General features: G+C 68.2%; 24 protein-coding genes. 8 read left to right on the forward strand and 16 right to left on the reverse strand.

Features of this window, described 5'->3' with window-relative positions; genetic code table 11:
- Nucleotides 1-27: 27 nt before the first annotated feature.
- Entirely contained in the window at nucleotides 28-465 is a 438-nt protein-coding gene (locus tag H4N64_RS25150) for a VOC family protein (protein ID WP_186284671.1), read from the reverse strand.
- Between the two features lie 32 nt (nucleotides 466-497).
- On the reverse strand, nucleotides 498-941 hold the full coding sequence (locus tag H4N64_RS25155) for a helix-turn-helix domain-containing protein (protein WP_186284672.1): 444 nt from the start codon (nucleotides 939-941) through the stop codon (nucleotides 498-500).
- Nucleotides 942-1031: 90 nt separating this feature from the next.
- On the opposite strand from H4N64_RS25155, the gene H4N64_RS25160 reads away from it, so the two are divergent.
- Nucleotides 1032-1727 carry a DUF899 domain-containing protein gene (locus tag H4N64_RS25160; protein WP_186284673.1) on the forward strand — a complete coding sequence of 232 codons (696 nt, stop codon included), beginning with the start codon at nucleotides 1032-1034 and terminating at the stop codon, nucleotides 1725-1727.
- Between the two features lie 14 nt (nucleotides 1728-1741).
- Nucleotides 1742-1957, forward strand: a complete 216-nt coding sequence (locus tag H4N64_RS25165; RefSeq protein WP_186284674.1) for a hypothetical protein — start codon at nucleotides 1742-1744, stop codon at nucleotides 1955-1957.
- Nucleotides 1958-2085: 128 nt separating this feature from the next.
- Here the strand turns inward: H4N64_RS25165 and H4N64_RS25170 are convergent, their stop codons facing one another.
- Together H4N64_RS25170 and H4N64_RS25175 are read right to left on the reverse strand one after the other, a co-directional pair.
- Nucleotides 2086-3438 (reverse strand): AlbA family DNA-binding domain-containing protein, encoded by a 1353-nt coding sequence (locus H4N64_RS25170; protein ID WP_186284675.1) that lies wholly within the window; start codon nucleotides 3436-3438, stop codon nucleotides 2086-2088.
- 126 nt (nucleotides 3439-3564) lie between these two features.
- Nucleotides 3565-4389, reverse strand: coding sequence for a hypothetical protein (locus tag H4N64_RS25175; protein WP_186284676.1), 825 nt, complete (start codon nucleotides 4387-4389; stop codon nucleotides 3565-3567).
- A 165-nt stretch (nucleotides 4390-4554) separates the two neighbouring features.
- Between H4N64_RS25175 and H4N64_RS25180 the strand changes: the two genes are divergently transcribed.
- Entirely contained in the window at nucleotides 4555-4968 is a 414-nt protein-coding gene (locus H4N64_RS25180) for a DUF1932 domain-containing protein (RefSeq protein ID WP_260859962.1), read from the forward strand.
- 119 nt (nucleotides 4969-5087) lie between these two features.
- On the forward strand, nucleotides 5088-5423 hold the full coding sequence (locus tag H4N64_RS25185; RefSeq protein ID WP_186284678.1) for a hypothetical protein: 336 nt from the start codon (nucleotides 5088-5090) through the stop codon (nucleotides 5421-5423).
- Nucleotides 5424-5518: 95 nt separating this feature from the next.
- On the opposite strand, the gene H4N64_RS25190 is transcribed toward H4N64_RS25185, so the two are convergent.
- The 11 genes from H4N64_RS25190 to H4N64_RS25240 all read right to left on the reverse strand — a co-directional run bounded on the left by H4N64_RS25190 (nucleotide 5519) and on the right by H4N64_RS25240 (nucleotide 15560).
- Nucleotides 5519-6295 carry a methyltransferase gene (locus H4N64_RS25190; RefSeq protein WP_186284679.1) on the reverse strand — a complete coding sequence of 259 codons (777 nt, stop codon included), beginning with the start codon at nucleotides 6293-6295 and terminating at the stop codon, nucleotides 5519-5521.
- A complete protein-coding gene (locus H4N64_RS45515; protein ID WP_260859963.1) occupies nucleotides 6249-6719 on the reverse strand; it encodes a hypothetical protein in 471 nt (156 codons plus the stop codon). Before H4N64_RS45515 ends, H4N64_RS25190 begins: the two co-directional genes overlap by 47 nt.
- Nucleotides 6720-7218: 499 nt before the next feature.
- Entirely contained in the window at nucleotides 7219-8814 is a 1596-nt protein-coding gene (locus H4N64_RS25200; protein WP_186284680.1) for a solute symporter family protein, read from the reverse strand.
- Complete coding sequence (locus H4N64_RS25205) at nucleotides 8811-9173, reverse strand: DUF485 domain-containing protein (protein ID WP_186284681.1); 363 nt, start codon at nucleotides 9171-9173, stop codon at nucleotides 8811-8813. The genes H4N64_RS25200 and H4N64_RS25205 overlap by 4 nt, the downstream gene beginning before the upstream one ends.
- Entirely contained in the window at nucleotides 9170-9499 is a 330-nt protein-coding gene (locus H4N64_RS25210) for a hypothetical protein (protein ID WP_186284682.1), read from the reverse strand. The genes H4N64_RS25205 and H4N64_RS25210 overlap by 4 nt, the downstream gene beginning before the upstream one ends.
- Before the next feature lie 34 nt (nucleotides 9500-9533).
- Nucleotides 9534-10190 carry a CoA transferase subunit B gene (locus tag H4N64_RS25215; protein WP_186284683.1) on the reverse strand — a complete coding sequence of 219 codons (657 nt, stop codon included), beginning with the start codon at nucleotides 10188-10190 and terminating at the stop codon, nucleotides 9534-9536.
- Nucleotides 10187-10978 (reverse strand): CoA transferase subunit A, encoded by a 792-nt coding sequence (locus H4N64_RS25220; RefSeq protein WP_186284684.1) that lies wholly within the window; start codon nucleotides 10976-10978, stop codon nucleotides 10187-10189. The genes H4N64_RS25215 and H4N64_RS25220 overlap by 4 nt, the downstream gene beginning before the upstream one ends.
- Before the next feature lie 17 nt (nucleotides 10979-10995).
- Complete coding sequence (gene fahA / locus H4N64_RS25225; RefSeq protein ID WP_186284685.1) at nucleotides 10996-12192, reverse strand: fumarylacetoacetase; 1197 nt, start codon at nucleotides 12190-12192, stop codon at nucleotides 10996-10998.
- Entirely contained in the window at nucleotides 12189-13067 is an 879-nt protein-coding gene (locus tag H4N64_RS25230) for a hypothetical protein (protein ID WP_186284686.1), read from the reverse strand. The genes fahA and H4N64_RS25230 overlap by 4 nt, the downstream gene beginning before the upstream one ends.
- The gene (locus H4N64_RS25235; RefSeq protein ID WP_186284687.1) at nucleotides 13064-14281 is read right to left on the reverse strand and encodes a homogentisate 1,2-dioxygenase; all 1218 of its coding nucleotides are present in this window, start codon (nucleotides 14279-14281) and stop codon (nucleotides 13064-13066) included. The genes H4N64_RS25230 and H4N64_RS25235 overlap by 4 nt, the downstream gene beginning before the upstream one ends.
- A 526-nt stretch (nucleotides 14282-14807) precedes the next feature.
- On the reverse strand, nucleotides 14808-15560 hold the full coding sequence (locus H4N64_RS25240) for an IclR family transcriptional regulator domain-containing protein (protein WP_186284688.1): 753 nt from the start codon (nucleotides 15558-15560) through the stop codon (nucleotides 14808-14810).
- Between the two features lie 300 nt (nucleotides 15561-15860).
- Between H4N64_RS25240 and H4N64_RS25245 the strand changes: the two genes are divergently transcribed.
- From H4N64_RS25245 to H4N64_RS25260, 4 genes are all read left to right on the forward strand, one after another.
- Nucleotides 15861-16490 carry a DUF6789 family protein gene (locus H4N64_RS25245; RefSeq protein ID WP_186284689.1) on the forward strand — a complete coding sequence of 210 codons (630 nt, stop codon included), beginning with the start codon at nucleotides 15861-15863 and terminating at the stop codon, nucleotides 16488-16490.
- A gap of 356 nt (nucleotides 16491-16846) precedes the next feature.
- Entirely contained in the window at nucleotides 16847-16990 is a 144-nt protein-coding gene (locus H4N64_RS45520; RefSeq protein ID WP_336246800.1) for a helix-turn-helix domain-containing protein, read from the forward strand.
- 307 nt (nucleotides 16991-17297) lie between these two features.
- Nucleotides 17298-18938: a hypothetical protein gene (locus tag H4N64_RS25255; protein ID WP_186284691.1), complete on the forward strand. Its 1641-nt coding sequence runs from the start codon at nucleotides 17298-17300 to the stop codon at nucleotides 18936-18938.
- A 98-nt stretch (nucleotides 18939-19036) separates the two neighbouring features.
- A protein-coding gene (locus tag H4N64_RS25260; RefSeq protein ID WP_186284692.1) for an IS5 family transposase occupies nucleotides 19037-19911 on the forward strand; the annotation gives its coding sequence in 2 pieces (ribosomal slippage) (nucleotides 19037-19652 and nucleotides 19652-19911; 876 coding nt in all).
- Nucleotides 19912-19929: 18 nt separating this feature from the next.
- Here H4N64_RS25260 and H4N64_RS25265 read toward each other — a convergent pair.
- Entirely contained in the window at nucleotides 19930-20427 is a 498-nt protein-coding gene (locus tag H4N64_RS25265; RefSeq protein ID WP_186284693.1) for a DUF1877 family protein, read from the reverse strand.
- Between the last annotated feature and the right edge of the window lie 227 nt (nucleotides 20428-20654).

Consider the following 20654-nt stretch of genomic DNA (forward strand, 5'->3'; position numbering starts at 1 on the left):
GTGCGCTGAATCCCCTGCGGATTCGGGTCAGTGCCGTTCCGGATCGAACTCCAGCACCTGCGTGAGCCGGACGTTGTTGCCCGACGGGTCCCGGAACGACGTGTCGATACCGTACGGCTGCGCGGTCGGCGGGTCGTTGAACTCGACGCCACGGGCGGACAGCTCGTCATACGCGGCCTTGCAGTCGTCGGTCTCCAGGAACAGCGTGCCGCCCGCACCCTTGGCCACCAGATCAGACAGCTGGGCACTGCTCGCCTCGTCCAGCATCGGCGGTCCCGGTACCGGCATCAGCACCAGGGCCGGACCGTTCCCGCCGGGCGGGCCGACGCACAGCCACCGGAAGCTCCATGCCTCCATCGTCACATCCGCCCGGACCTCCCACCCAAGCTTCTTGGTGTAGAAGTCGAGCGCCGCATCCTGGTCGTGCACCCAGAACTGCGCATTGGCGATGTCGATCGTCGTCATGGCCCCTCCTCGGTCGGTTGCCGGCATCGACGCTAAGCAGCCGGCCACGCCGTGTCTTCTCGAAACGTGCGGTTCCGTGGCCGTCCGTAGGTCATCGCCACACAGCGGGGGATGCGCGCATGCCGTGCGGCGGGCGGGTGCGCCGCCCGGTACGCCTGCGGGGTCATCCCGTACATCCTCCGGAAACTCGTCGTGAACGAACCGATGCTGCGCACACCGACGGCGACGCCGACTGCGGCCACCGTCCAGTCGGTCGCGAGCAGCAGGGCGGCGGCCCGCTCCAGGCGACGGGTCAGCAGGTACTGGTGCGGCGATTCGCCGAACACGGCCTTGAAGCTGCGGCTGAAGTGGGCAGGGGACAGCGCGGCGGCCGCAGCCATGTCGGCCACGGTGAGTGCCTCGGCGTAGCGGGCGTCCGCGAGATCCCTGGCGCGCAGCAGATGACGAGCGATCGGAACATGGGCCACGGGACCCATTGTGAGGTGGTGGCGACCGATGAGTTCCGGGGCCCGGTGGGGTCTGCCTCTGCACACGCCAAAGCTGCGCACGAGTTCTGTGAGGGGACTATGACCACCCACGCACTACCACCCGTCGTCGACGCCGCAACGTGGGAGCGCCGACTCCAGGCGCTGCGAGCCCGGGAGAAGGCCGCGACGCGGGAGCTTGACGCCATCGCCGCCGAGCGTCGGCGCCTGCCGATGGTCGAGATGCCCGACTACACCCTCGAGGGCGAAGGCGGCCCCGTTCGGCTCGCTGACGTCTTCGAAGGCAAGAGGCAACTGATCGTCTACAACCACATGTGGTCCGCAGGCAAGGAATGGCAGTGCCCGGGCTGCACCGGGTTCACCTCGCAGTACACCCGCCTGGAGTTCCTGGACAACTACGATGCGCGATTCGTCATCGTCACCCAGGGCCCGATCAAGGAGGCACTCGCCTACAGGCAGCGGGTCGGCAACCGGATGACGTGGTACTCCACGGCCAACAGCTCATTCGGGGCCGACGTCGGCGCACCGCCCGACGGGGGATTCGCGGTCAACGTGTTCCTGCGCGATGGCGACACCGTCTATCGCACCTGGCACACCAACGGTCGGGGCACCGAGCAGCTCAGTCACAGCTTCGCGTTGATCGACCTCCTGCCGTACGGACGGCAGGAGGAATGGCAGGACTCGCCCGAGGGCTGGCCCCAGTCGCCCACCTACAGCCGGTGGGCGACGTCCAAAGACATCGCCGCACTCTATGGCTCGGGCTCTGGCCGCGACTGAACGACCTGCATGTCTTGGCCCCCTCGCCGGCGTGCCGGGCAGCGCGGCCCGCCGGCGAGGTCGGCGTAGGCGAGCGGGATACTCACGCCGGTCGTCGGCCGTGGTTCTGCTGCGCCGACCGCCGTGTCGCTCTTACGGTCCGTGGGGGGACGGCGATGGGCTTCGGGTCGAAGCTCGGCAAGTGGTTCTGGGACAAGGGCAAGGACCTGTTCGCGGACGACGGCCACTGACCATGAACGCTGATCGGGGCCCGCTTCCAGCGGGCCCCGATCAGTCGCATCGTCTCCCACGCAGGGAAGGCCTGTACGACCCAGCACGCCGCTGGGACGGTGGCGCGGTTGCAGTTATCCACAGGCCGTCACGCGCGGAGAGGGACGGTGGTGTACCGGACGGGAATAGTGAGGTCCTTGGCGACGACGCCGTCGAGGTTAGTGCAGGTGGCTGTCCACCGTAGGGCGACGTCTGAGGGGAGATCGCGGCCGTACAGAGTGATGGGGTCCAGTAGCACTTGGGTACGAGGGCGGAGATCGACAGCCGGGAAGCGGATCGTGAGAGCCTCGGATGTCGAGCGGATCCCCGGTCGCTCTGGCGTCGGAGGCACGGATGGTCTGATATACCGCGACCCTGGCAAGCTGAACGAGCGGTCTGAGAATCCCCCGACCGCAGACATGTAAGTCTTCTTGCCGTAGGAAATCGGTGGCTTCGGCCACGGGACCTCTGTGCGCTCTGCGTCTCGTGAGGTGGCCAGCACGGCTTTGCAGGCGGGTGCCAACTTGGCGATGACCTCTACCTGGCGAAGCATGGAATCGGAGCGGTTCTGCAGCTGGAATCGCAAAGGCGCATGTCGACGTGCCTCCATGCCTTGCATGGCGGCAGGTATCTGCTGACGGCAGTTGCTGATATAGAACTCAACCTCCGCTCGGTACTGCTCTGGGGTTCGCATGTCCCGGGCCAACGAGAACTGCTGTCCCGAGCCAGCGAGCTCGGCAAGATCGCCGATGGTCAGGCGATCGGCACGCCGTGGCGCCGGTGTTCGCGGCTGCGGCAGCGACGCCAGCAGCTCCCGACGTCGCGCTTCCAAGAGCTCCTCCAACTCGGACTCGCTCACCCAGAGATCCACTACGGCGCCGTCCATCAGGGCAAGCTCAATGTCCATCTGCCGCTCACCCCGCAGCAGCCTCGCCGACAGAGCGTCGATGTCGGCAGGCCGCGCAGGCATCGACTTCCCGGGCAGCCGGACAAACACCGTGCCGCTCTGGAAGGTGTCGTACGTCTTCTGCAGCGCGTGGATGGGGTCGCCCCACTGTGGCGATACCACGTCGACGAGCATCACCTGCTGGGTGCCCGCGCCGGCATCGAACGGCACATACGTGACGTCGAAGCGCAGTCTCTCCCCCGTGTATTGGGTCAACCAGGGAAACAGGTCAGCAGGGTCAAACTCAGGGGTGCCACAAAGATTCCCGGGTTCGACGCCCACCAAGACATAGGCATGGCCCTCAGCCCACTGGGAGGCGACATCCGGCATCCGGTTCGCGAAGCCCAAGATCGCCTTCGCCACCGTGAAACGCCCAGCCGCCTTGTTCAGCTCCAGCGTCGACTTCCACTCCAACCACAGCTTCTCATCGGCGGGCGAAGCTCCCAGCACAGCCTTGATCAGGTTCTGCCGTTCGGGCAGGCCGACCACAGCCCTGGAGGAGTCAAAATCGAGCATCCCGTCTCCGTCTCCTTAGTGCCCATCGCCCACTTTGACACTCTGAAGTGTCGCAGCGCACCGCGATTCTCCTTGGTACACGAGCAGGTGCCGTGACTCTCCCAGGCCCGACGGCGGGGCAGCAGATCACTCCAGTGTGTCGTCGTCCGGGTTCACGACTGGTGCAGCGTCGGCCAGGGGTGGTGTGGGGATGAGGGGCGCGGGCCCGGTCTCACTGGCATCTTCAGTAAGGCCGAGGTACTCGCGCACGGCCGCGTTGTCTCCGGTGGCGTCGGCGAGGCGGGCGGCGGCGTCGAACGCGCGGGCCTGGATGAGGTCGATCTCGGTTGCTGCGCTGTCAATGGGGAATCCGGCGTCCATCAGCATCCGCACCGCGGTCTCCAGGGAGATGACCCCGGCCGCGTAGGCCTTGACGACCAGGTCGAGCACCGCCGCTTGGTCGGTGGGTGTGAGCGGACTGAACGCCAGCCGGGCGGCCGGGAGTTCTCCCACTGGCCAGACGCGTCCGGCCTGGTGGAGGCGGGCGACGAACTTCAGCAGGAGCGTGTACTTGTGGTCACGGACCAGCCGCATCTCCCCGATCAGGGAGTCCAGGGGGCCGAGGGCCAGTTCAAGGTCGTATCCGGATGGCAGAGCGGTGGGGTCGAGGGTCCCAACCCAGCCGAGGTGAGACGAGAGTTGACCGCGATCCGGTCGAGGAGGTGATCGGTGCGCTGCCGAAGCTCGGCGAGCTGTCCGGCCGTATCGAGGACGTCCATCGAGCCGCCGTCGGCGAGCTACGGTGTCGCCACCGCGTACGGCGACCCGCTCGGCCTGCTGCATCCGCATGGGCAGCAGCTCCTTCTCCGCCCAGGCCCGGAGGTCCTCCTGCAGACGGGCCGCGGTCTTCACTTCCTGCGGCAGTTCGGAGTCGTCGACGGCGGGCACGTCGACCCGCTCGGCGCCCGGCACGGTGATGGTCTGCCCAACGCGATCAGCCCACAGCGCATGGAACGAATTGCGAGCGAAATCCGCCCGGCCCCCGTCGTACTTGACGGGGCGATCTTCGGTCCTCCACCCAGGGCAGGTCAGTCGTGTCGACTGTACGTCGCCGGTGACGACGGAGCCTCAGAACTCATGCGCACCCTGTTCAAGGAATCTGCAGTGGAAGTGCGCAGCGCAGGCGGACACGTTGGCTCTGCTGCAGCCCTCAAGGCATCGTTCGCGGGCTTCCAGAAGTCCGCCCGCACCCTGGCCGGCGTCTCGCACGCCCTCGCTGATGCCCACGGTGTCGCCGACCTGCTCACAGAGGAGGCGCGGAGGATGCCGTCGCAGATCCTCTCGGATCCGGAGTACCTGCCCAGCGTGGCCGCACGAGCATGGCGATGGGGCCCCGAGATGCAGGAGGTCGCTGACACGCTCAGGGAGGCAGAGCTCCCGAGCGAGATGGCCGAGGCAGCAGCCTCGGTGATGGCGCACTGGGAAAAGGACAAGGACCAGTACGAGCTGGCTCTCGCCGATGTTCTCGCGCATCTTCGGCAGGGTTCTTGATCCCGAGAGGAGAGGACTTCACCCGGGTGAATCGTCTCCCGAACCCCTTCGCCTGCCGGTAACCGAGGGTGACGTACAGCCCGGCGAGGAACTCGCAGCGGCGCGCCACCTCGGGCACCATGGGGCTCGCCCCCGAGCAGGGCCGCGCTCCCGGTGTTGGTGAACCAGACCAGCACGTCCACGAGCCTGCGGACCGCCAGCAGCCCGTCCTCGTCACTGATGTCGTACCCGTCGTGCGTGGACCGGTTGCGCAGCCGACGAATGTCCTCCAGCGCGTCCACGACTGTGCTGCTGCGGATGTACGGACGGCAGCGCTTGACCAGGTCGTTGAGGGCCTTCGTCGAAGGGTCACCCTCGACACCGTGATGACGCCACAGCTCCTTGAGGAGCTTCTCGGTCAGTTTCCCGACCAGGGCGACCGCGTTCTCGGGATAGCCGTCGTTGAGGGACCGTAACGGCCGTTCCAGATCAAGCCCCAGACGATCGGCGATCCGCGAGTGATCGTCGAGTTCGCTCCGCAGGCGCCGCAGCCGTTCATCGACCAAGGCGCTCACGCGGACTCCCCACCGCGCCGACCGAGGACAAACGCGAACCGGTCCGGAAACACCAGGGCTGGCTCCGGATGAGCGGCCCGCATCTCCTCGATGCCCTTCTCGATCTCACTGTCGCTGAAGGTGGAGAGCAGGGACATGTAGCGGGCACGCACCATGCCGAGGCACTTGTCCCGGTCGATGCGCAGCTCATGCTCGACGTAGCTGAGGCCGGCTTCCAGCCCGGCAGCACGCAGGTGTCCCTCAATGAGGGCCGGGTCCGGCTGCAACTCCTCGAAGCGCGCAAGGGCCGCCTCGAACAGCGGGTACTGGATGGTGGCCGGAAGCATCACCACCAGCAACCGGCCTCCGGGCGCCAGCCGATCGGCCAGGCCGCGCAGCGTGTGCGCAGGATCGGCCACGTGATGCACCGACTCCTTCAACCACATCGCATCGAGCTGCTCGTACGGCAGGCGCGCACGAGCCTCGGCGATGTCCTCGGCGGAAGCAACGATCGGCGTCAGGTCGGCCGGGGGCGGCGTCCCGAGCTGGCCGAGCATCGCCTCGGAAGGGTCAACGCACAGAATCGGATGACGGGGCTGGAGCTGCCGGGCTACTTCACTGGCGAACAGGCCGGTACCGGAGCCGACGTCGGCGATCCGGTCCGTGGGGACAAGCCGCAGCACCTCCGCGATCCTGCCGGACATCCAGGGAACGTAGTCCGGACCGTAGACCCAGTGCTCGTCGTATTCAGAAGCCAGCCCCTCGTAGTGCCCGCGCACGTCGCGCCCGTCCACGATCCCCCTCGTGTGTCGCCGGTTGTGCCGTACAGGGCACAGAACAGGCTATCTCGGGTACCTGATCAGCAACAGACCGTAACTGGCCGTTGGCTGGCCGGCTCGGACGCGCCGCGCATCCCGGTCCTCCGGAGGGTCGATGTTCACTTCGGAGGTCCTGCCAGGCGCTCCACTCGCCGCTCTCCAGGGCGCGGGTGCGCACCTGCGCGGTGCCGTCGAGTCGCTTGACGGCGCCCGTCCAGGAGACGCCGACCAGCGAGAACTGCTCGGTGTCCGTGCGCGGCAGCTCCCGCCGGTCGCCCGTGGACCCCTTCAGCGCGAGGTCGTAGACCTTCACCGGCCGCTTGGCGCGGCCCGCCGCACCGGGGTCGCCGGACGGGCTGGCGACCGCGTACGTCACCACGCCCCCGCCTCCCAGGACCACGGCACCGAGCGTCAGCCACGCCCGTCGTTTCAGGTTCAGCGGTCTCTACGCATGCGACGTACGACGACTCACGACGTATCCACCCCACAGAAGGCCGGCAAAGAGCCGCAGAAGAAAGTCACGTGAGGCACACCTGTCACAGAGGTGACCCCACCATTCCAGCGCGCGCCAACCGCCGAACATCACCGCGAAATCGGCTTCAGTGATCCAGCTCACTGCGATGACCGCACACAGGCTTCACAGCGGGCAACGCCCACGTCGTAGACCCGTTTTAGCCATTTCGATCCAGCCCGCGGGCTCTCCGAGCGCACCGGCGGCGCGCGGGTACGCACCACTCCTCGGCATGAGGAACGGCGCGAGCCGAGCAACTGACAGCCAAGTCGCCTACGCGAAGGAAGACTTGCCGACGTGCCACTGATGGACACTTGCGCGATACCGCCCCCGGCCAGGTGAGGGAGACAGCAGTGCTCACGATGACCGCTCGGCTCGGTGGAGGCGATCAGTGACCCGGTCGGGTCGCCTTGGTGTCGGTCAGGGTGCGGACTTCCCATTCGGCGTAACTGATCTCGTCTGCCCGCTCCCTGCCGAGGGTCGATCCGAGCCAGCCGAGGAGGAAGGAGAGCGGGATGGACACGAGGCCGGGGTTCTGCAGTGGGAAGTAGGCGAAGTTCGCGGTTGGCAGAAGGGCCCTTGGATTTCCGGACACGGCGGGCGAGAAGACGGCCAGGCCGAGTGACGAGATCAGTCCGCCGTAGACGCTCCAGGCGGCACCGGTCGCGGTGAACCCCTTCCAGTAGAACGTGAAGAGAAGCGTCGGCAGGTTCGCGGAGGCCGCGACCGCGAAGGAGAGTCCGATCAGCAGCGAGGCGTTGATGTTCTGGACGTACATGGACATGGTGATGGCCGTGCCGCCGATCAGCACCACAGCGCTTCGGGCTACGAAGAGTTCCCGTTTGTCGGATGTCCGGCCGGCCTTGATGGTCGAACGGTAGATGTCGTGAGCGAGGGACGTCGCCGCGGCGAGCATGACGCCGGACACCACCGCCAGAATCGTGGCGAATACGACGAAGGCCAGCATCGCGAGCAGGAGTGGGCCGCCCAGGGCTTCGGCCAGTAGCAGAGTGGCCGTGTTACCGGGGTGCGGGATGGCGTCGCTTCCCAGTATGGCTGTCGCGCCGAAGCCCAGTACGACGACGATCAGACCGAAGACGGACGTGAGGACGGCCGCTCCGCGGACGGAGGATCGCGCTGTACGTGCTGTCGGCACCGCGCACAGGCGGGTGAGGAGATGGGGCAAGGATGCGGCGCCCAGGACGAATGCCAACTGAAGGCTGAACACGTCGAGTTGGCCGGTCAGGTCGTCGTTGAAGAGCAGACCGGGCCGGAGAAGTGCGTCTCCCGCACTGCTCATTCGTGTCGCCGCTGTGAGCAGGGCGCCGGGATTCCAGCCGAATTCGGCGAGCACCAGAATCGCCAGGAGGCCACTGCCGGCCAGCAGGACAACGGCCTTGATGCACTGCATCACGGTGGCTGCCTTCATGCCGCCGATCACCACGTAGAGGATCATCAGGATGCCGAGGGAGGCGACCAGCGCGCGCTGCGCTGCCGGGCCGGCGAGGCCCAGGATGGGAGCGGCCAGCGCCCCCGCTCCGACCAGTTGCGCGATGAGGTACAGCATGGAGGCCGCGAGCGTGGAGATGCCCAGGGCCGTGTGCACGGGACGTGGTCGCAGCCGGCGCGCCACCGCATCGGCGATGGTGAATCGCCCTGAGGTGTGGAACGGTTCGGCGATCAGGAAGAGGATGATGGTCAGGGCGATGATCGGCCCGAGTAGGTAGAGCAGTCCGTCGTACCCGGACAGGGCGATCAACCCGGGCACCCCGAGCAGTGCCGCGGCGGAGATGTACTCGCCGAACATGGCGAGTCCGCTCTGCGCCGCTGTGAGTCTGCGGTTGTTGATGAAGAAGTCCTCCGTCGTGTCCCGGTGCGGGCTGAACCACACGGACAGCAGGAGGGCGCAGACGACGCAGACCACGAAGATGGCGAACGCCGGATAGGGCTGCTCGGACGAGGTGAGCGCGTGGGTGCTGTTCAACGGTGCCCTCTCAGGTACTTGAGGGCCGCGGCCAGTTGGTCGGCCAGGGGGTCCAGGTCGGTTGCCAGGCGGCGCTGATACCACCAGGCCGCCAGGGGTACAGCCATGCACACGGCCAGTCCCAGGGCGAGGCCCACGGTGGTGTGGCCGGCCACTGTGGAGCTCATGAGGTCTCGCGCTTCGTTGGCCAGCAGGACATTGCCCAGGTAGACGGTGAGGATGACGGCGGTGGCGGTGAACGAGACCGAGCGGCGCCTCCGGCGCAGCTGCCGGTACTCGCCGGTGGCGCGAATCTGCTCGTACGCATACGTTTCGACGGGCTCGCGGGGTGGTGACGGGGGCGCACCGGCCATGGTCATGAGGCCCTTCTCGTCAGCACCGCGTCGGTCACGTCGCCCGGCCGGGGCACGCCAGGCCGGGCGCGCGGCGCCGTAGTGCGGGCGATTTCGTCGGCCATGCGCAGCGCCCAGGAACGCCGCCGCCGGCGCACTTCCTGGGAGGCCGCTTCGCCGCTTGCCAGTGCGTCCGCATAGGTGCCCAGCACCTGCTCGTGATCGCCGAACGCGGCCACCGTCTCCGCTATCGCGTGGCTCAACTCGGCGTTGGAATACAGGGATTCATGGTCCAGGTCGCTGAGGTAGAGCGCGGCGGCCTCAGCAGGGTCCGAGTGGGAAGGGTTGCGCATGTTCGTCCTTACATGTGGCGGCGCGAATGTCTGCTCAGACCTGCTGCAGGCGCGGATGGAGCAGCAGCGCGGGCTCGCTCGCGGCGCGTACGTCGTCGACGCTGACGCCGGGGGCGAGTTCGCGCAGGACCAGTCCGTCGCGCGTGACGTCGAGCACGGCCAAGTCGGTGATGACGCGGTGGACCACGTTGCGGCCGGTGCGGGGAAGCGTGCACTCACTGACGATCTTGGGGGAACCGTCCTTGGCGGTGTGCTCCATGAGCACCACCACCCGGGTCGCGCCATGGACGAGGTCCATCGCCCCGCCCATGCCCTTGACCATCTTGCCGGGGATCATCCAGTTCGCCAGGTCGCCGGCGGCGGAGACCTGCAGGGCCCCGAGGATGGCGGTGTCGATGTGGCCGCCTCTGATCATTCCGAAGGAGGTGGCGGAGTCGAAGTAGCAGGCTCCGGCCATGGTCGTGACCGTCTCCTTGCCGGCGTTGATCAGGTCGGGATCCTCTTCTCCCGGGTAGGGGTAGGGGCCCACGCCGAGGATGCCGTTCTCCGACTGCAGCACCACGTTGACGCCCGGCGGCAGGTGGTTGGGCACGAGGGTGGGAAGACCTATGCCGAGGTTCACGTAGGCGCCGTCGGCCAGTTCGGCGGCCGCTCTGGCCGCCATCTGCTCGCGTGTCAGGCCCGGTTTCATGCGGCTCCTCCGGCCTGTGCCGTTTCGCGCGGCCGGACCATGGTGCGTTCGATCCGCTTTTCGGTGTCGGTGCCGACCACCACCATGCGCTGGACGAAGACTCCCGGCAGGTGTATCTGGTCCGGGTCCAACTCGCCGGGTTCGAGGAGTTCCTCGACCTGTGCGACGGTGAGCCGGCCGGCCATGGCGCACAGCGGGTTGAAGTTCCGGGCCGAGGCGTGGAAGACCAGGTTGCCGTGGCGGTCTCCGGCCGCGGCGTGCACCAGGCCGACGTCGCACACGAGTGACTCCTCCAGCAGGTACTCCCGTGTTCTCCCACCGAAGGCGAAACGGCGGGTCTCCTTGGGCGGCGATGCCGTGGCCAATGTCCCGTCGGCGTGGTATCTCCAGGGGACACCGCCGTCGGCGACGGGTGTGCCCACCCCCGATGCGGTGTAGAAGGCGGGTATGCCGCACCCGCCGGCCCTGAGTTTCTCGGCCAGCGTGCCCTGCGGGATCAGCTCGACCTCAAGTTCCCCGGCAAGGAACTGGCGGGCGAACTCCTTGTTCTCGCCCACGTATGAACTGGTCATCCTGCTGATCCGCCGGTCGGCCAGCAGCAGACCCAGACCCCAGTCGTCGACCCCGCAGTTGTTGGAGACCACGTGCAGGTCATCCACTCCGGTGCTGTGCAGGGCCTCGATCAGCTCCCGCGGGATGCCGCACAGGCCGAAGCCGCCGACCGCGATCGAGACTCCGCTGGGGATGTCGGCGACGGCTGCCGCCGGAGACGAAACGACTTTGTCCATGTGCTCTCCGTAAGGTGTCAGCCGGCCGGCTGAATGGTGCCGGTCACGTCTCCGAAACCGAGCCTCGTACCGTCCGCCCCGCGTGCGACGGCGCTGATGGTCACGGTGTCGCCGTCCAGGAGGAACGCGCGGCGTGAACCGTCGGGCAGATCGAGGGGTTCGCTGCCGTTCCAGGTCAGCTCGATGAGCGAGCCGCGCTGATCGCGGCGGGGCCCGGAGATGGTGCCCGAGGCGTAGAGATCACCGGTGCGCAGCGACGCGCCGTTGGCGGTCATGTGGGCGAGTTGCTGATCGGGCGTCCAGTAGGCGGTGCCGTAGGGCGGGCGGGAGATCACGTGCCCGTTGAGCCGGACCTCCATCGTGATGTCCAGGCCCCAGCGCCGTCCTTCGGTCAGGTACGGCAGCGGTGTCGGCTCCTGGTGCGGGGTGACGCGTGCGGCGGCCAGCGCGTCGAGGGGCACCACCCAGGGGGAGACGGAGGTCGCGAACGACTTGCCGAGGAAGGGACCGAGGGGCACGTATTCCCACGCCTGGATGTCGCGGGCACTCCAGTCGTTGACCAGGACGACGCCGAAGACGTGGTCGGCGAAGGCCGATCCGGGGACGGGCGCGCCCAGCGCGGACGGGGTGCCGACCACGAATCCGACCTCGGCCTCGATGTCCAGTCGCTGCGACGGCCCGAAGGAGGGACCGGCCCCGCCGGCGGCCCTGTGCTGCCCGCGCGGGCGCACGACCGGCGTGCCGGAGACGACGACGGTGCCCGCCCGGCCGTGGTAACCGATGGGCAGGTGCTTCCAGTTCGCGGTGAGGGGCTCCTGCGCGGGCCGGAAGATCCGGCCCAGGTTGGTGGCGTGGTGCTCCGAGGCGTAGAAGTCGACGTAGTCGGCCACCTCGAAGGGCAGGTGCAGGGCCACCTCGGCGCGGGGGATCAGGTGGGGCGCCACCGAGTGACGGTGGGTCTGATCGGTCAGCAGCTCGGTGAGCCGGGAGCGCACCGCGCGCCAGGCGCCGGATCCCCTGGCCATGAAGGCGTTGAGGGTCGTGGTGGCGAAATCGGCGGCATGGGGCAGGTCCAGTCGGGAGACGTCCACGACGAAGTCGCCGAGGGCCACGCCCGCCCGCGGCTGGTCCCCGGCCCGGGAGAACACTCCGTAGGGAAGGTTGTGCACGGGGAAGTCGCTGTCGTCGGGCACGGGCACCCAGGAGCGGGTCATACGGCGCCCTCCCCTTCCGCCAGGCCGAGGGCGCGCAGGTCGTCGAGCGGCTCGCTGGTGCTGCACGAGCCGTAGGCGACGAACAGCGCCCGGGCCGCGTCGGCCGTGCCGGGGGACAGCTGGTGTGCCTCGGCGGCCAGCGCCTGCGCGTCGGTGGATTCAAGCGCCGCCACCGCGTCGTCCACGGTGCCGCCGTCGACGACCCGGCACACTGCCAGGAGCAGGTTGAGGAATCCGTGGTGAGTGAAGCCGGTCCGTTGGTCGCGATGGCGAACGGCTTGGTGGAGGCCGACGGTCGCCTTGAAGGGGACGCCGGCAGTGGCGCAGGCGTGCACGAAGGCCCCCAGCCACGCGCTGCTCGGGAACAGCACGGCATGGATTCCGCCGCAGCGCACCTTCGCCGCGCGTCCGCCATCGGCGAGCACGCTCAGAACAGCGCGCATCGACGGCCGGTCCTCCGTGAGCGGCACCTCGACATATCCCGGCACCTGCGCGGGTATCTCGCGCAGTGCGGCCAGTGCCCGCTGTGCCGCAGCCCTCGGATGATCCGTTCCGGACGGCAACGGTCCCTCGACTCCCGCGAGTTGGATGCGAGGGTCGGCCGTCAGCCGGGGCAGCACACCACGGAGCGTGGCGGCATCGAGCCGCGTGATCAGCCCGAGGCGGAAGTGGTCCTCGGGGCCGAGAGTGTCGACCAGTTCGGGCAGGCGGTCGGCCGGGCAGAGGAACCGGTGGGTGAGCGCGGGATGTCGCACCGCGCGGTCCCTGCGGTGCCGGGCCGTGGCCGCCGCCATGGAGAGGGCTTCCGGCGGGAACAGCCCCGCATCGTCGACCAGTTGGTAGACCAGCGGCACTGCCGCCGGGGCCGCGGTCATCGCCGCCGCCCTTCGGCGCCCTGGTCCAGCCATGTCCAGGCGTACTCGGGGTCCTCGCAGTCGGCCGCCGCCGCGCCCAGCTGCAACGGGCGGAAGGTGTCCACCATGACGGCGAGTTCGTCGAAGAACTCCACGCCCAGGCTGCGCTCGTGGGCGCCCGGCTGCGGCCCGTGCGGCAGCCCGCCCGGATGCAGTGACACCGATCCCTGCCCGATTCCGGCCCCCTCCCGGGCTTCGTACTGGCCACCGCAGTAGAACATGACCTCGTCGGAGTCGACGTTCGAGTGGTAGTACGGCACCGGGATCGCCAAGGGGTGGTAATCGACCTTGCGAGGCACGAAGTTGCAGATCACGAAGTTGTGCCCCTCGAACACCTGGTGGGCGGGCGGCGGCTGGTGGATCCGGCCGGTGAGCGGTTCGAAGTCGCCGATGCTGAAGGCGTAGGGGTAGAGGCAGCCGTCCCAGCCCACGACGTCGAAGGGATGATGTGGCATGGTGACGACGGTCCCGGCGACACCGCCCGGTCCGGGGCCGCGGTGTTTGACGTGGACCTCGCTCTCGCCCTCGTCGATCACCCGCAGCGGCCCGTCCGGTCCCCGCAGATCGCGTTCACAGTAGGGGGCGTGCTCCAGCAGCTGCCCGTGGCGCGACAGATACCGCTTCGGCGGGGTGATGTGGCTGTTCGCCTCGATGCAGTACGCGCGCAGCGGCTCGGAGCCCGTGGGCAGCCAGCGGTGAGTGGTCGCGCGGGGCACGACGAGGTAGTCACCCCGCCCGACCTCCAGACTGCCGAACGACGTCTCCACCAGGGCGCTGCCGTTCTCGACGTACACGCACTCGTCGCCGATGGCGTTGCGGTACAGCGGCGAGGGGCTGCCTGCTGCGACGTAGGAGATGCGCACGTCCTCGTTGGCCAACAACAGGCGCCGGCCGGTCACCGCGTCCGCCGCCTTCCAGTCCTGCCCCGGGAAGAGGTCATGCAGCCGCAAGTGGCGTGGCTTGAGGGGGTGGTTGGGAACAGTCCCGGTTTCCGGCGGTTCCCAGGGCCTGCTGGCGACGATCGCCGACGGAATGAACTGGTGGTAGAGCAACGAGGAGTCGGCAAAGAAGCCGTCCTCCCCGATCAGCTCCTCGTAGGAGAGGCCGCCGTCGTCGCGACGGTGCTGAGTGTGCCGTTTTGGGGGGACCGCACCCATGCGGCGGTAGTACGCCATGGCTGGTTCCTTAGTGATGATCGCCGCGGGGTGCGGCGCGAGTCCGGGGCAGGCGCCGAGCGGCGTTGGCCTGGTGAGCGGGCTGTCGAGATCCGCGTGGCCGGTTGGCTGTCACGGGGCCATGCGATGGATGTCGCCGCATGGCATGTCTCTCGGTCCGGGCCCGGCGCCCCTCATGCCTGCTGGGCGGAGGGTGGCACCGCCCGTACGGGCAAAAAAAGGGGCGCGTCCGCCGTGCCCCTTCCACGGGAAGAAGTCTTCTCGGCTCTCCCGAGAGCGTACCTAGATCTCGTTAATAGGACAAGTGACACCGATAATCGGACTTCAGCAGTCTGGATCGCTCACCTGATGCCGCGGGACTCTTCTCACGTCATGCAACCGGACGTCCCCGGAACGGGCGCCGACGCCAGCGCTGGCCTGCGAAGTCCGCACTGCAGCACCCGCCGTGCGCGGCTCGCGGGGCCGACAACGCAGTGGCATGTCGGTTGGCGGGCCGCACCCAGCCGACCGACACGGTCACGTGCCGTCAGTGGTTCTGCGCGTCGGCGTCCAGCTCGTCGCGCAGACGCGCGGCCGCTTCGACCACGTCACCCGCCCACGACTGCAGGTCATCAGCGCGGCTGAGGGGAACGACCAGGCTCAGGCTCGCCACCAGGCCGCCCTTGCCGACGACCGGGGCCGCGATCCCGCACAGCCCCTCCTGCAATTCGTCGTGGGAGCGGGCGTACCCCAGGCGCACGACCTCCTCAAGCTGCGCCTTCAGGACTTCGGGATCCGGGCCCGCCTTGACGATCCGCCGGCGGACGCGATCCTCCAGGTGGGCGAGGATCGCCCGGCCGGCCGCCCCGGTGTGCAAGGGGTGGCGGAACCCGGGTTCCAGCGCGACGCGCACCATGTGGCGGGTGCCCGGGACCAGGACGGCCGTCACGGCGTCGTCCCCTTCACGGAGGCTGAGCACCGTGGCCTCACCGGTGGCCGCACTCAGATCTTCCATGATCGCGCGCGCGACCTGCAGCATCTCCGGCTCCACCTGCGCCGCGAGACGCCGCAGCACAAATCCGAGGTCGTAACCGTCGGGCACACGCCGCACAAAGCCGCGCATCTCCAGCGTCGCCAGAAGCCGGTGGGCGACGGTGCGGTGCATCCCGAGCCGGTCGGCCAACGCGGCCGCGGTCGCCCCGCCCTCCTCACCAATGCTCAGCAGCAGCGCGAGCGCTTGATCCGCGGTCTTGGAAATCTCAGGCACCAGATCGCCCCTTCGGTCCCACGTGACGAACACGGCTCTCATTGCGGCCACGTGAACAAGGTTCTACCGATGTGTTGACGCGGCCGGACTCCCGACTCACACTGTCGATACCGATAAACAATATAAGCACTCCGATAATCGGAATCAACCTGGTCGGCGATCCTGCAACCACGCGGCCATCGCATTCCAGCCCAGCACCGCACCGGCATCGGTCACGCCCGGTCCTTCACGTGGACTTGGCCCTGACACAGCGGGCCTGGTCCGCCGCAGCAGCTTCCCCCCACCACCGCCCACGCGCACGCCCATGCCCACGCCCAGAAATGAGTCGCACCCATGCCACACCTCAGCAGCATCAACGATGAAACCGCCTGGTGGCGCCTGTGGGCCACCCGCCACCGCGTCGCCGCAGCACTGGTCGGCGGTGTCATCGCCACCCACGTAGCGACGATCTTCGGTTACTGGTTCCCCGGCGTCGGACTGACACGACTCGACTGGAACACAGCCAACGGCTGGGTCTATGTGCCCTTCGCCTCCCCTCTTGAGAAGTTCACCGTCGGCGGCGCCTTCCACTACCTGGACGGCATCGTCTTCGCCGTCGTCTTCGCCTGCGCCCTGCATCCCCTCCTGCCCTGGCGCAACACCGTCGTCGGCAACCTCGCCAAGGGCCTGGTGTTCGGCACGCTGCTCGCGATCATCAGCGTGGCGTTCATGACCCCCCGCATCTACGGCCCCGCCCGGGACACGGACCCCGGATTCCTCAGCCTCGACCTGGGCTGGAACTACATCCTCACGGTCTTCGTCTGGCACTGGGCCTACGGACTGCACCTCGCCCTCATCTACAACCCGCTGCCCGCGGACACGGAAGAAGAGACACTGCCTGCCGACGTCGGCGAGATCTCCGCGGCCGGCTCCGAGACCCTGCCGACTGCCGATTCAATGTCAGCCGCCGCGACGGCGAAGTGACCAGGACACCGCCCCAAGCGTCCCCGCTCAGCCCCTGAGGACCCCGAGCACCGCCACCCGCTTACCGGGCAGAACCGTCCGCCCGGTACAGCGGGACGAGCGGGTACGGGCGGCTCGAAACCTGCGCCTACCCCCGCCGGGTTCCGCGCCGAGGAGCGGCAACGCCCGCACCACGGGGCCCGCTGACAGCGGGTAGTCCATGCGGTCCGTGGCTGTTTGGGGTATCTCACACAACGCTCCGGCCCGGAACCGGGCCGGTCGCGCCGACCGTGTCTTCAGGCATGAACGGCGCAAAGGTCGCCGATGCCGAGGGACACCGTGACGTCCCGGCTCGGTATCGAACCCCTGGTGAGCCCGTGTTGGAACGTGCCTTCCGTCTCCTGGCATGCTTCGGTCCGGGCACCGGTGAACTGTCGCTCACCGCCCTTGCCGGATTACCCAAGGCGACCACCCTGCGCCTGGCCCGCCAACTGGTGGCGCTCGGCGCACAAACTCGCTGACCTGCACGAACGCGGGTGAGCGACTTTATGTCCATGCCAAAACGCAAACGGTCCTTTAACCATTGCTCTTTCGGGGACCTGTGGCGCCTCGCATGCCGAGGTCGGTCTCTTCTGAGTCCAGATTCACGCAGGTCAGGTCACGTTCAGCGGTCGTTCCGCGGCCTCGCTGGCCCTCAAAACCAGTCGTGACATCGCTCGTGCGCAGGAAGACGTCGCCACGGCCAAGCACGACACCCGTGAGGCCCTGGAGGAAAACGCGGTCGAATCCGACCGTCTGCGGCAGCAGGCCAAGGACCTCAACGACGAGTTGGTCAGCCTGCGTTCGCGGCGCAGCAACATCCCCAGGAAGCAGCTGGAGCTGCGCACTCGCCTGTGCCGTGAGCTCGGCATCGAAGAAGTCACACTTCCTTTCGCCGGCGAACTCATCCAGGTCCGCGAGGACGAGCAGGCATGGGCCGGCGCCGCCGAGCGACTGCTGCGGGGGTTCGCGCTGTCCCTCCTCGTTCCCGGTGACCAGTACGGCCGTGTATCCGGCTGGATCAACGACCATCACCTCGGGACCAAGCTGGTCTACTTCCGCGTCCCCGACAAGCTCCCTCCTCGACGTTCACAGCACACCACTTCCACCGCGCTGTTCACCAAGCTCGAGGTCAGGCAGGACTCGCCCTTCGCCCAGTGGCTCGCGGGCGAACTGGAACGCCTCGCCTCGCACGAATGCACTGAGACGATGGAGGACTTCCGGCGCGCTGACCTGGCCATCACCCGTCAGGGTCTGATCAAGGGTGCACGCGGCCGCCACGAGAAGAACGACACCACCCGCATCGACGATCGCAGCTCTTACGTGCTGGGCTGGACGAACCAGGCGAAGATCGACGCGCTCCTCGACCGGGCGGGCCGGGTCCACGCAGCCCAGCGGAGCCTCGCGGAGAAGAAGCAGGCGCTGGCGGCCGCCCACGAGGACAGCATCAGCCTCGACAAGGTCCTGGCCCAGCTCGCGGCCATGCACGACTACAGCGAGATCGACTGGCGGGCCGCCGTCCGGCACATCACCGAACTGAACGAAGAAAAGCAACGCCTGGAGGCCGCGTCGAAGGACCTTGACGAGATCTCCCGCCGTCTGGAAGACATCGCCAAGGAGATCGCCGAGAAGGAAGACGCGTGTGCGAAGGCAGACAAGGCTCTGGGTCGGCTCTCGGGCGAGATGGAGACGGCGGTCCGCGCCCGTGACGCGGCCCGTGCCCTGCTCGACGAGTCGGCCGCCGTCGACGCCCGGACCCACTTCCCTGCCGTCGAACAGCGCCTGACCGAAGCCCACCTCCAGTGCCGGACCGCAGACGAGTGCGCACGAGTCGAAACCCGCCTCCGTGAGGACCTGACCGCGGCGAAGACCCGCTGGGGCAAAGAGCAGACACGCCTCGCCCAGTCGATTGCCTCCCAGATGGGCACCTTCCGCACCCGCAAGCAGGCCGGCTCGCCGACGACCACGGGCCAGCCCGTGTGGCGGCCGCCGCCGCGGCGGCGCCGGTCGGTGGTGCAGCCGCCGCTGTTCACCGTGGCGCAGCCGCCCCGGCCGCCGATGCGGCCTCCCACCTGCCCCCGGTGCCAGAAGCGGCCGGCCATCAGCCCGAGCCGCAGACGCTACTGCCACCAGTGCGCACCCGGCGGACCACTGATCCCGCCGCCCTGCCGCCGATGCGGATCGATGACCGGCTACTACTCGGCGGGACTGTGCGCGCGCTGCCACAAGTACGCACCCCAGCAGGTGGACTCCTGCCTCGACTGCCTGGCCTGGGGCGTGACCCGAACCACCAGCTGGCTGTGCCAGGGCTGCCGCGCCTGGCGCCGCAACCACCCCCGCACCGGCACCTGCCGCACCTGCCAGCGCACCCTCGCCCTGCGCGCGGGCATCTGCCGCCTGTTGCAGCAGCCCGCAACGGGCCAGACCTGAAGGCGGCCAAGCCAGCGCGTACATCGCCAACGGCATCACGGCATTGGGGCTAGGCCGTGTATCGAAAGTGGATCTTGGGCTGTGAATGATCACGTCTCATGGGTCGGGGAGATCTCACGGACGAGCAGTGGGCGGTGCTGGAGCCGTTGTTGCCGAAGGGTGCCAGGGCGGGGCGGCCGCCTGTCTGGCCTCGGCGGCGACTGATCGATGGCATACGGTTCCGGGTCCGTACCGGTGTGCCGTGGCGGGACGTGCCCATCGAGTACGGGCCATGGGGCCGGGTCTACGACCTGTTCCGCCGATGGCAGCGGAACGGCACCTGGCATCGGATCCTCATCCGTCTCCAGTCCCTGGCCGACGTGAAGGGTGCGATCACATGGGACCTGAGCGTCGACTCCACGATCTGCCGCGCCCATCAGCATGCGGCCGGCGCCCGGAAGCAGGGCGACCTGCAGAAGGAACCGCCGGGTGGCATGTTCGCCGAGCCCCGTGATCACGGGCTAGGAAGGTCGCGTGGCGGGTTCACCACCAAGCTGCACCTGGCTGTCGAGCAAGGTCAGAAGCCCATGTCGATTGTGGTGACGGCAGGACAGCGTGGAGACTCCCCGCAGTTCGAACCCGTGCTGGAGAAAGTCCGCGTGCCTCGCATCGGGCCGGGCCGGCCACGCGTCCGCCCCAATCGTGTGCGGGCCGACAAGGCGTACGCTTCCCGGAAAACCGCGCTTACCTGCGCAGACGTAGAATCCGCTGCACCATCCCTGACAAGGTCGACCAGGCCCGCAACCGAAGGAAGCTCGGCTCCCGCGGCGGCCGTCCACCGAAGTTCGACCCGGAGGACTACAAGACCCGGCACGCCGTCGAGTGCGGCATCAACCGGCTGAAGCGGCACCGAGCCGTCGCCACGCGATACGACAAACTTGCTGTCCGCTACGAAGCGACAGTGCTGGTCGCCGCCATCAACGAATGGCTGTGACCGGCACGCGACCACGTCTCAAGCCCACACCGCCCTGACCACGGCATGGCCTGCTGCAGCCGCCCGCCCATAGAACCCTTGGAGGCCCCTGTGATAGTCAAGGAACTCCTGCCTGACCTGCGCCTCGTCCCAGCCGGCCCAGACGAGCTTGGCACCGGCGACGTTCCACAGCTCGTCGAACGAGACACGTGCGAGGAAGCCTGCGGCCTGTGACACCCCAGGCGGCTCCAGGATCCCCAGGGGCGGGTTGGAGGGGTCGGCACCGGCGCTGTGTGCCACCGGCCGCCCGCCGTAAATCGGCAGCTCCCAAGAGTCGTCGGCATCCGCATCGAGGACACCGGCAGCGGCATAGAGGTCATTGACGGAGCCCCAGACCTTGTCGATCGACTCGGCGATGCCCGCTGCGTACTCGTCGGGGTGGTTCTCCCAGGCCTCCCACATGAACGCTGCAAGCCAGGTGTGGTCGTCCCGGATCTCGGATTCCGCGACGGCGCGCATGTGCATGTGGATGCTCACGGCGACGAGTCCTCCCAGTTCGGCGGCCCGCCTGTCGGGCCGAACGGAGAGAACCTAGTCGACGGCACTGACGGCGCGATGCCCGGCTCTGCCAGGACGCGTTCCGGCACCCGAGTGCCGCGTGTCGTCGAGATCGACCACTGCGGACAAGTACACATCCGTACGGACTTCCGCAACAAGCCCTAGAAGGCTGATGAAGATCTTGGTGAGGTGCTGTCCCGGGCCGT

Source organism: Streptomyces cupreus (assembly GCF_014257025.1).
GTDB classification, from domain to species: Bacteria; Actinomycetota; Actinomycetes; order Streptomycetales; family Streptomycetaceae; genus Streptomyces; species Streptomyces cupreus.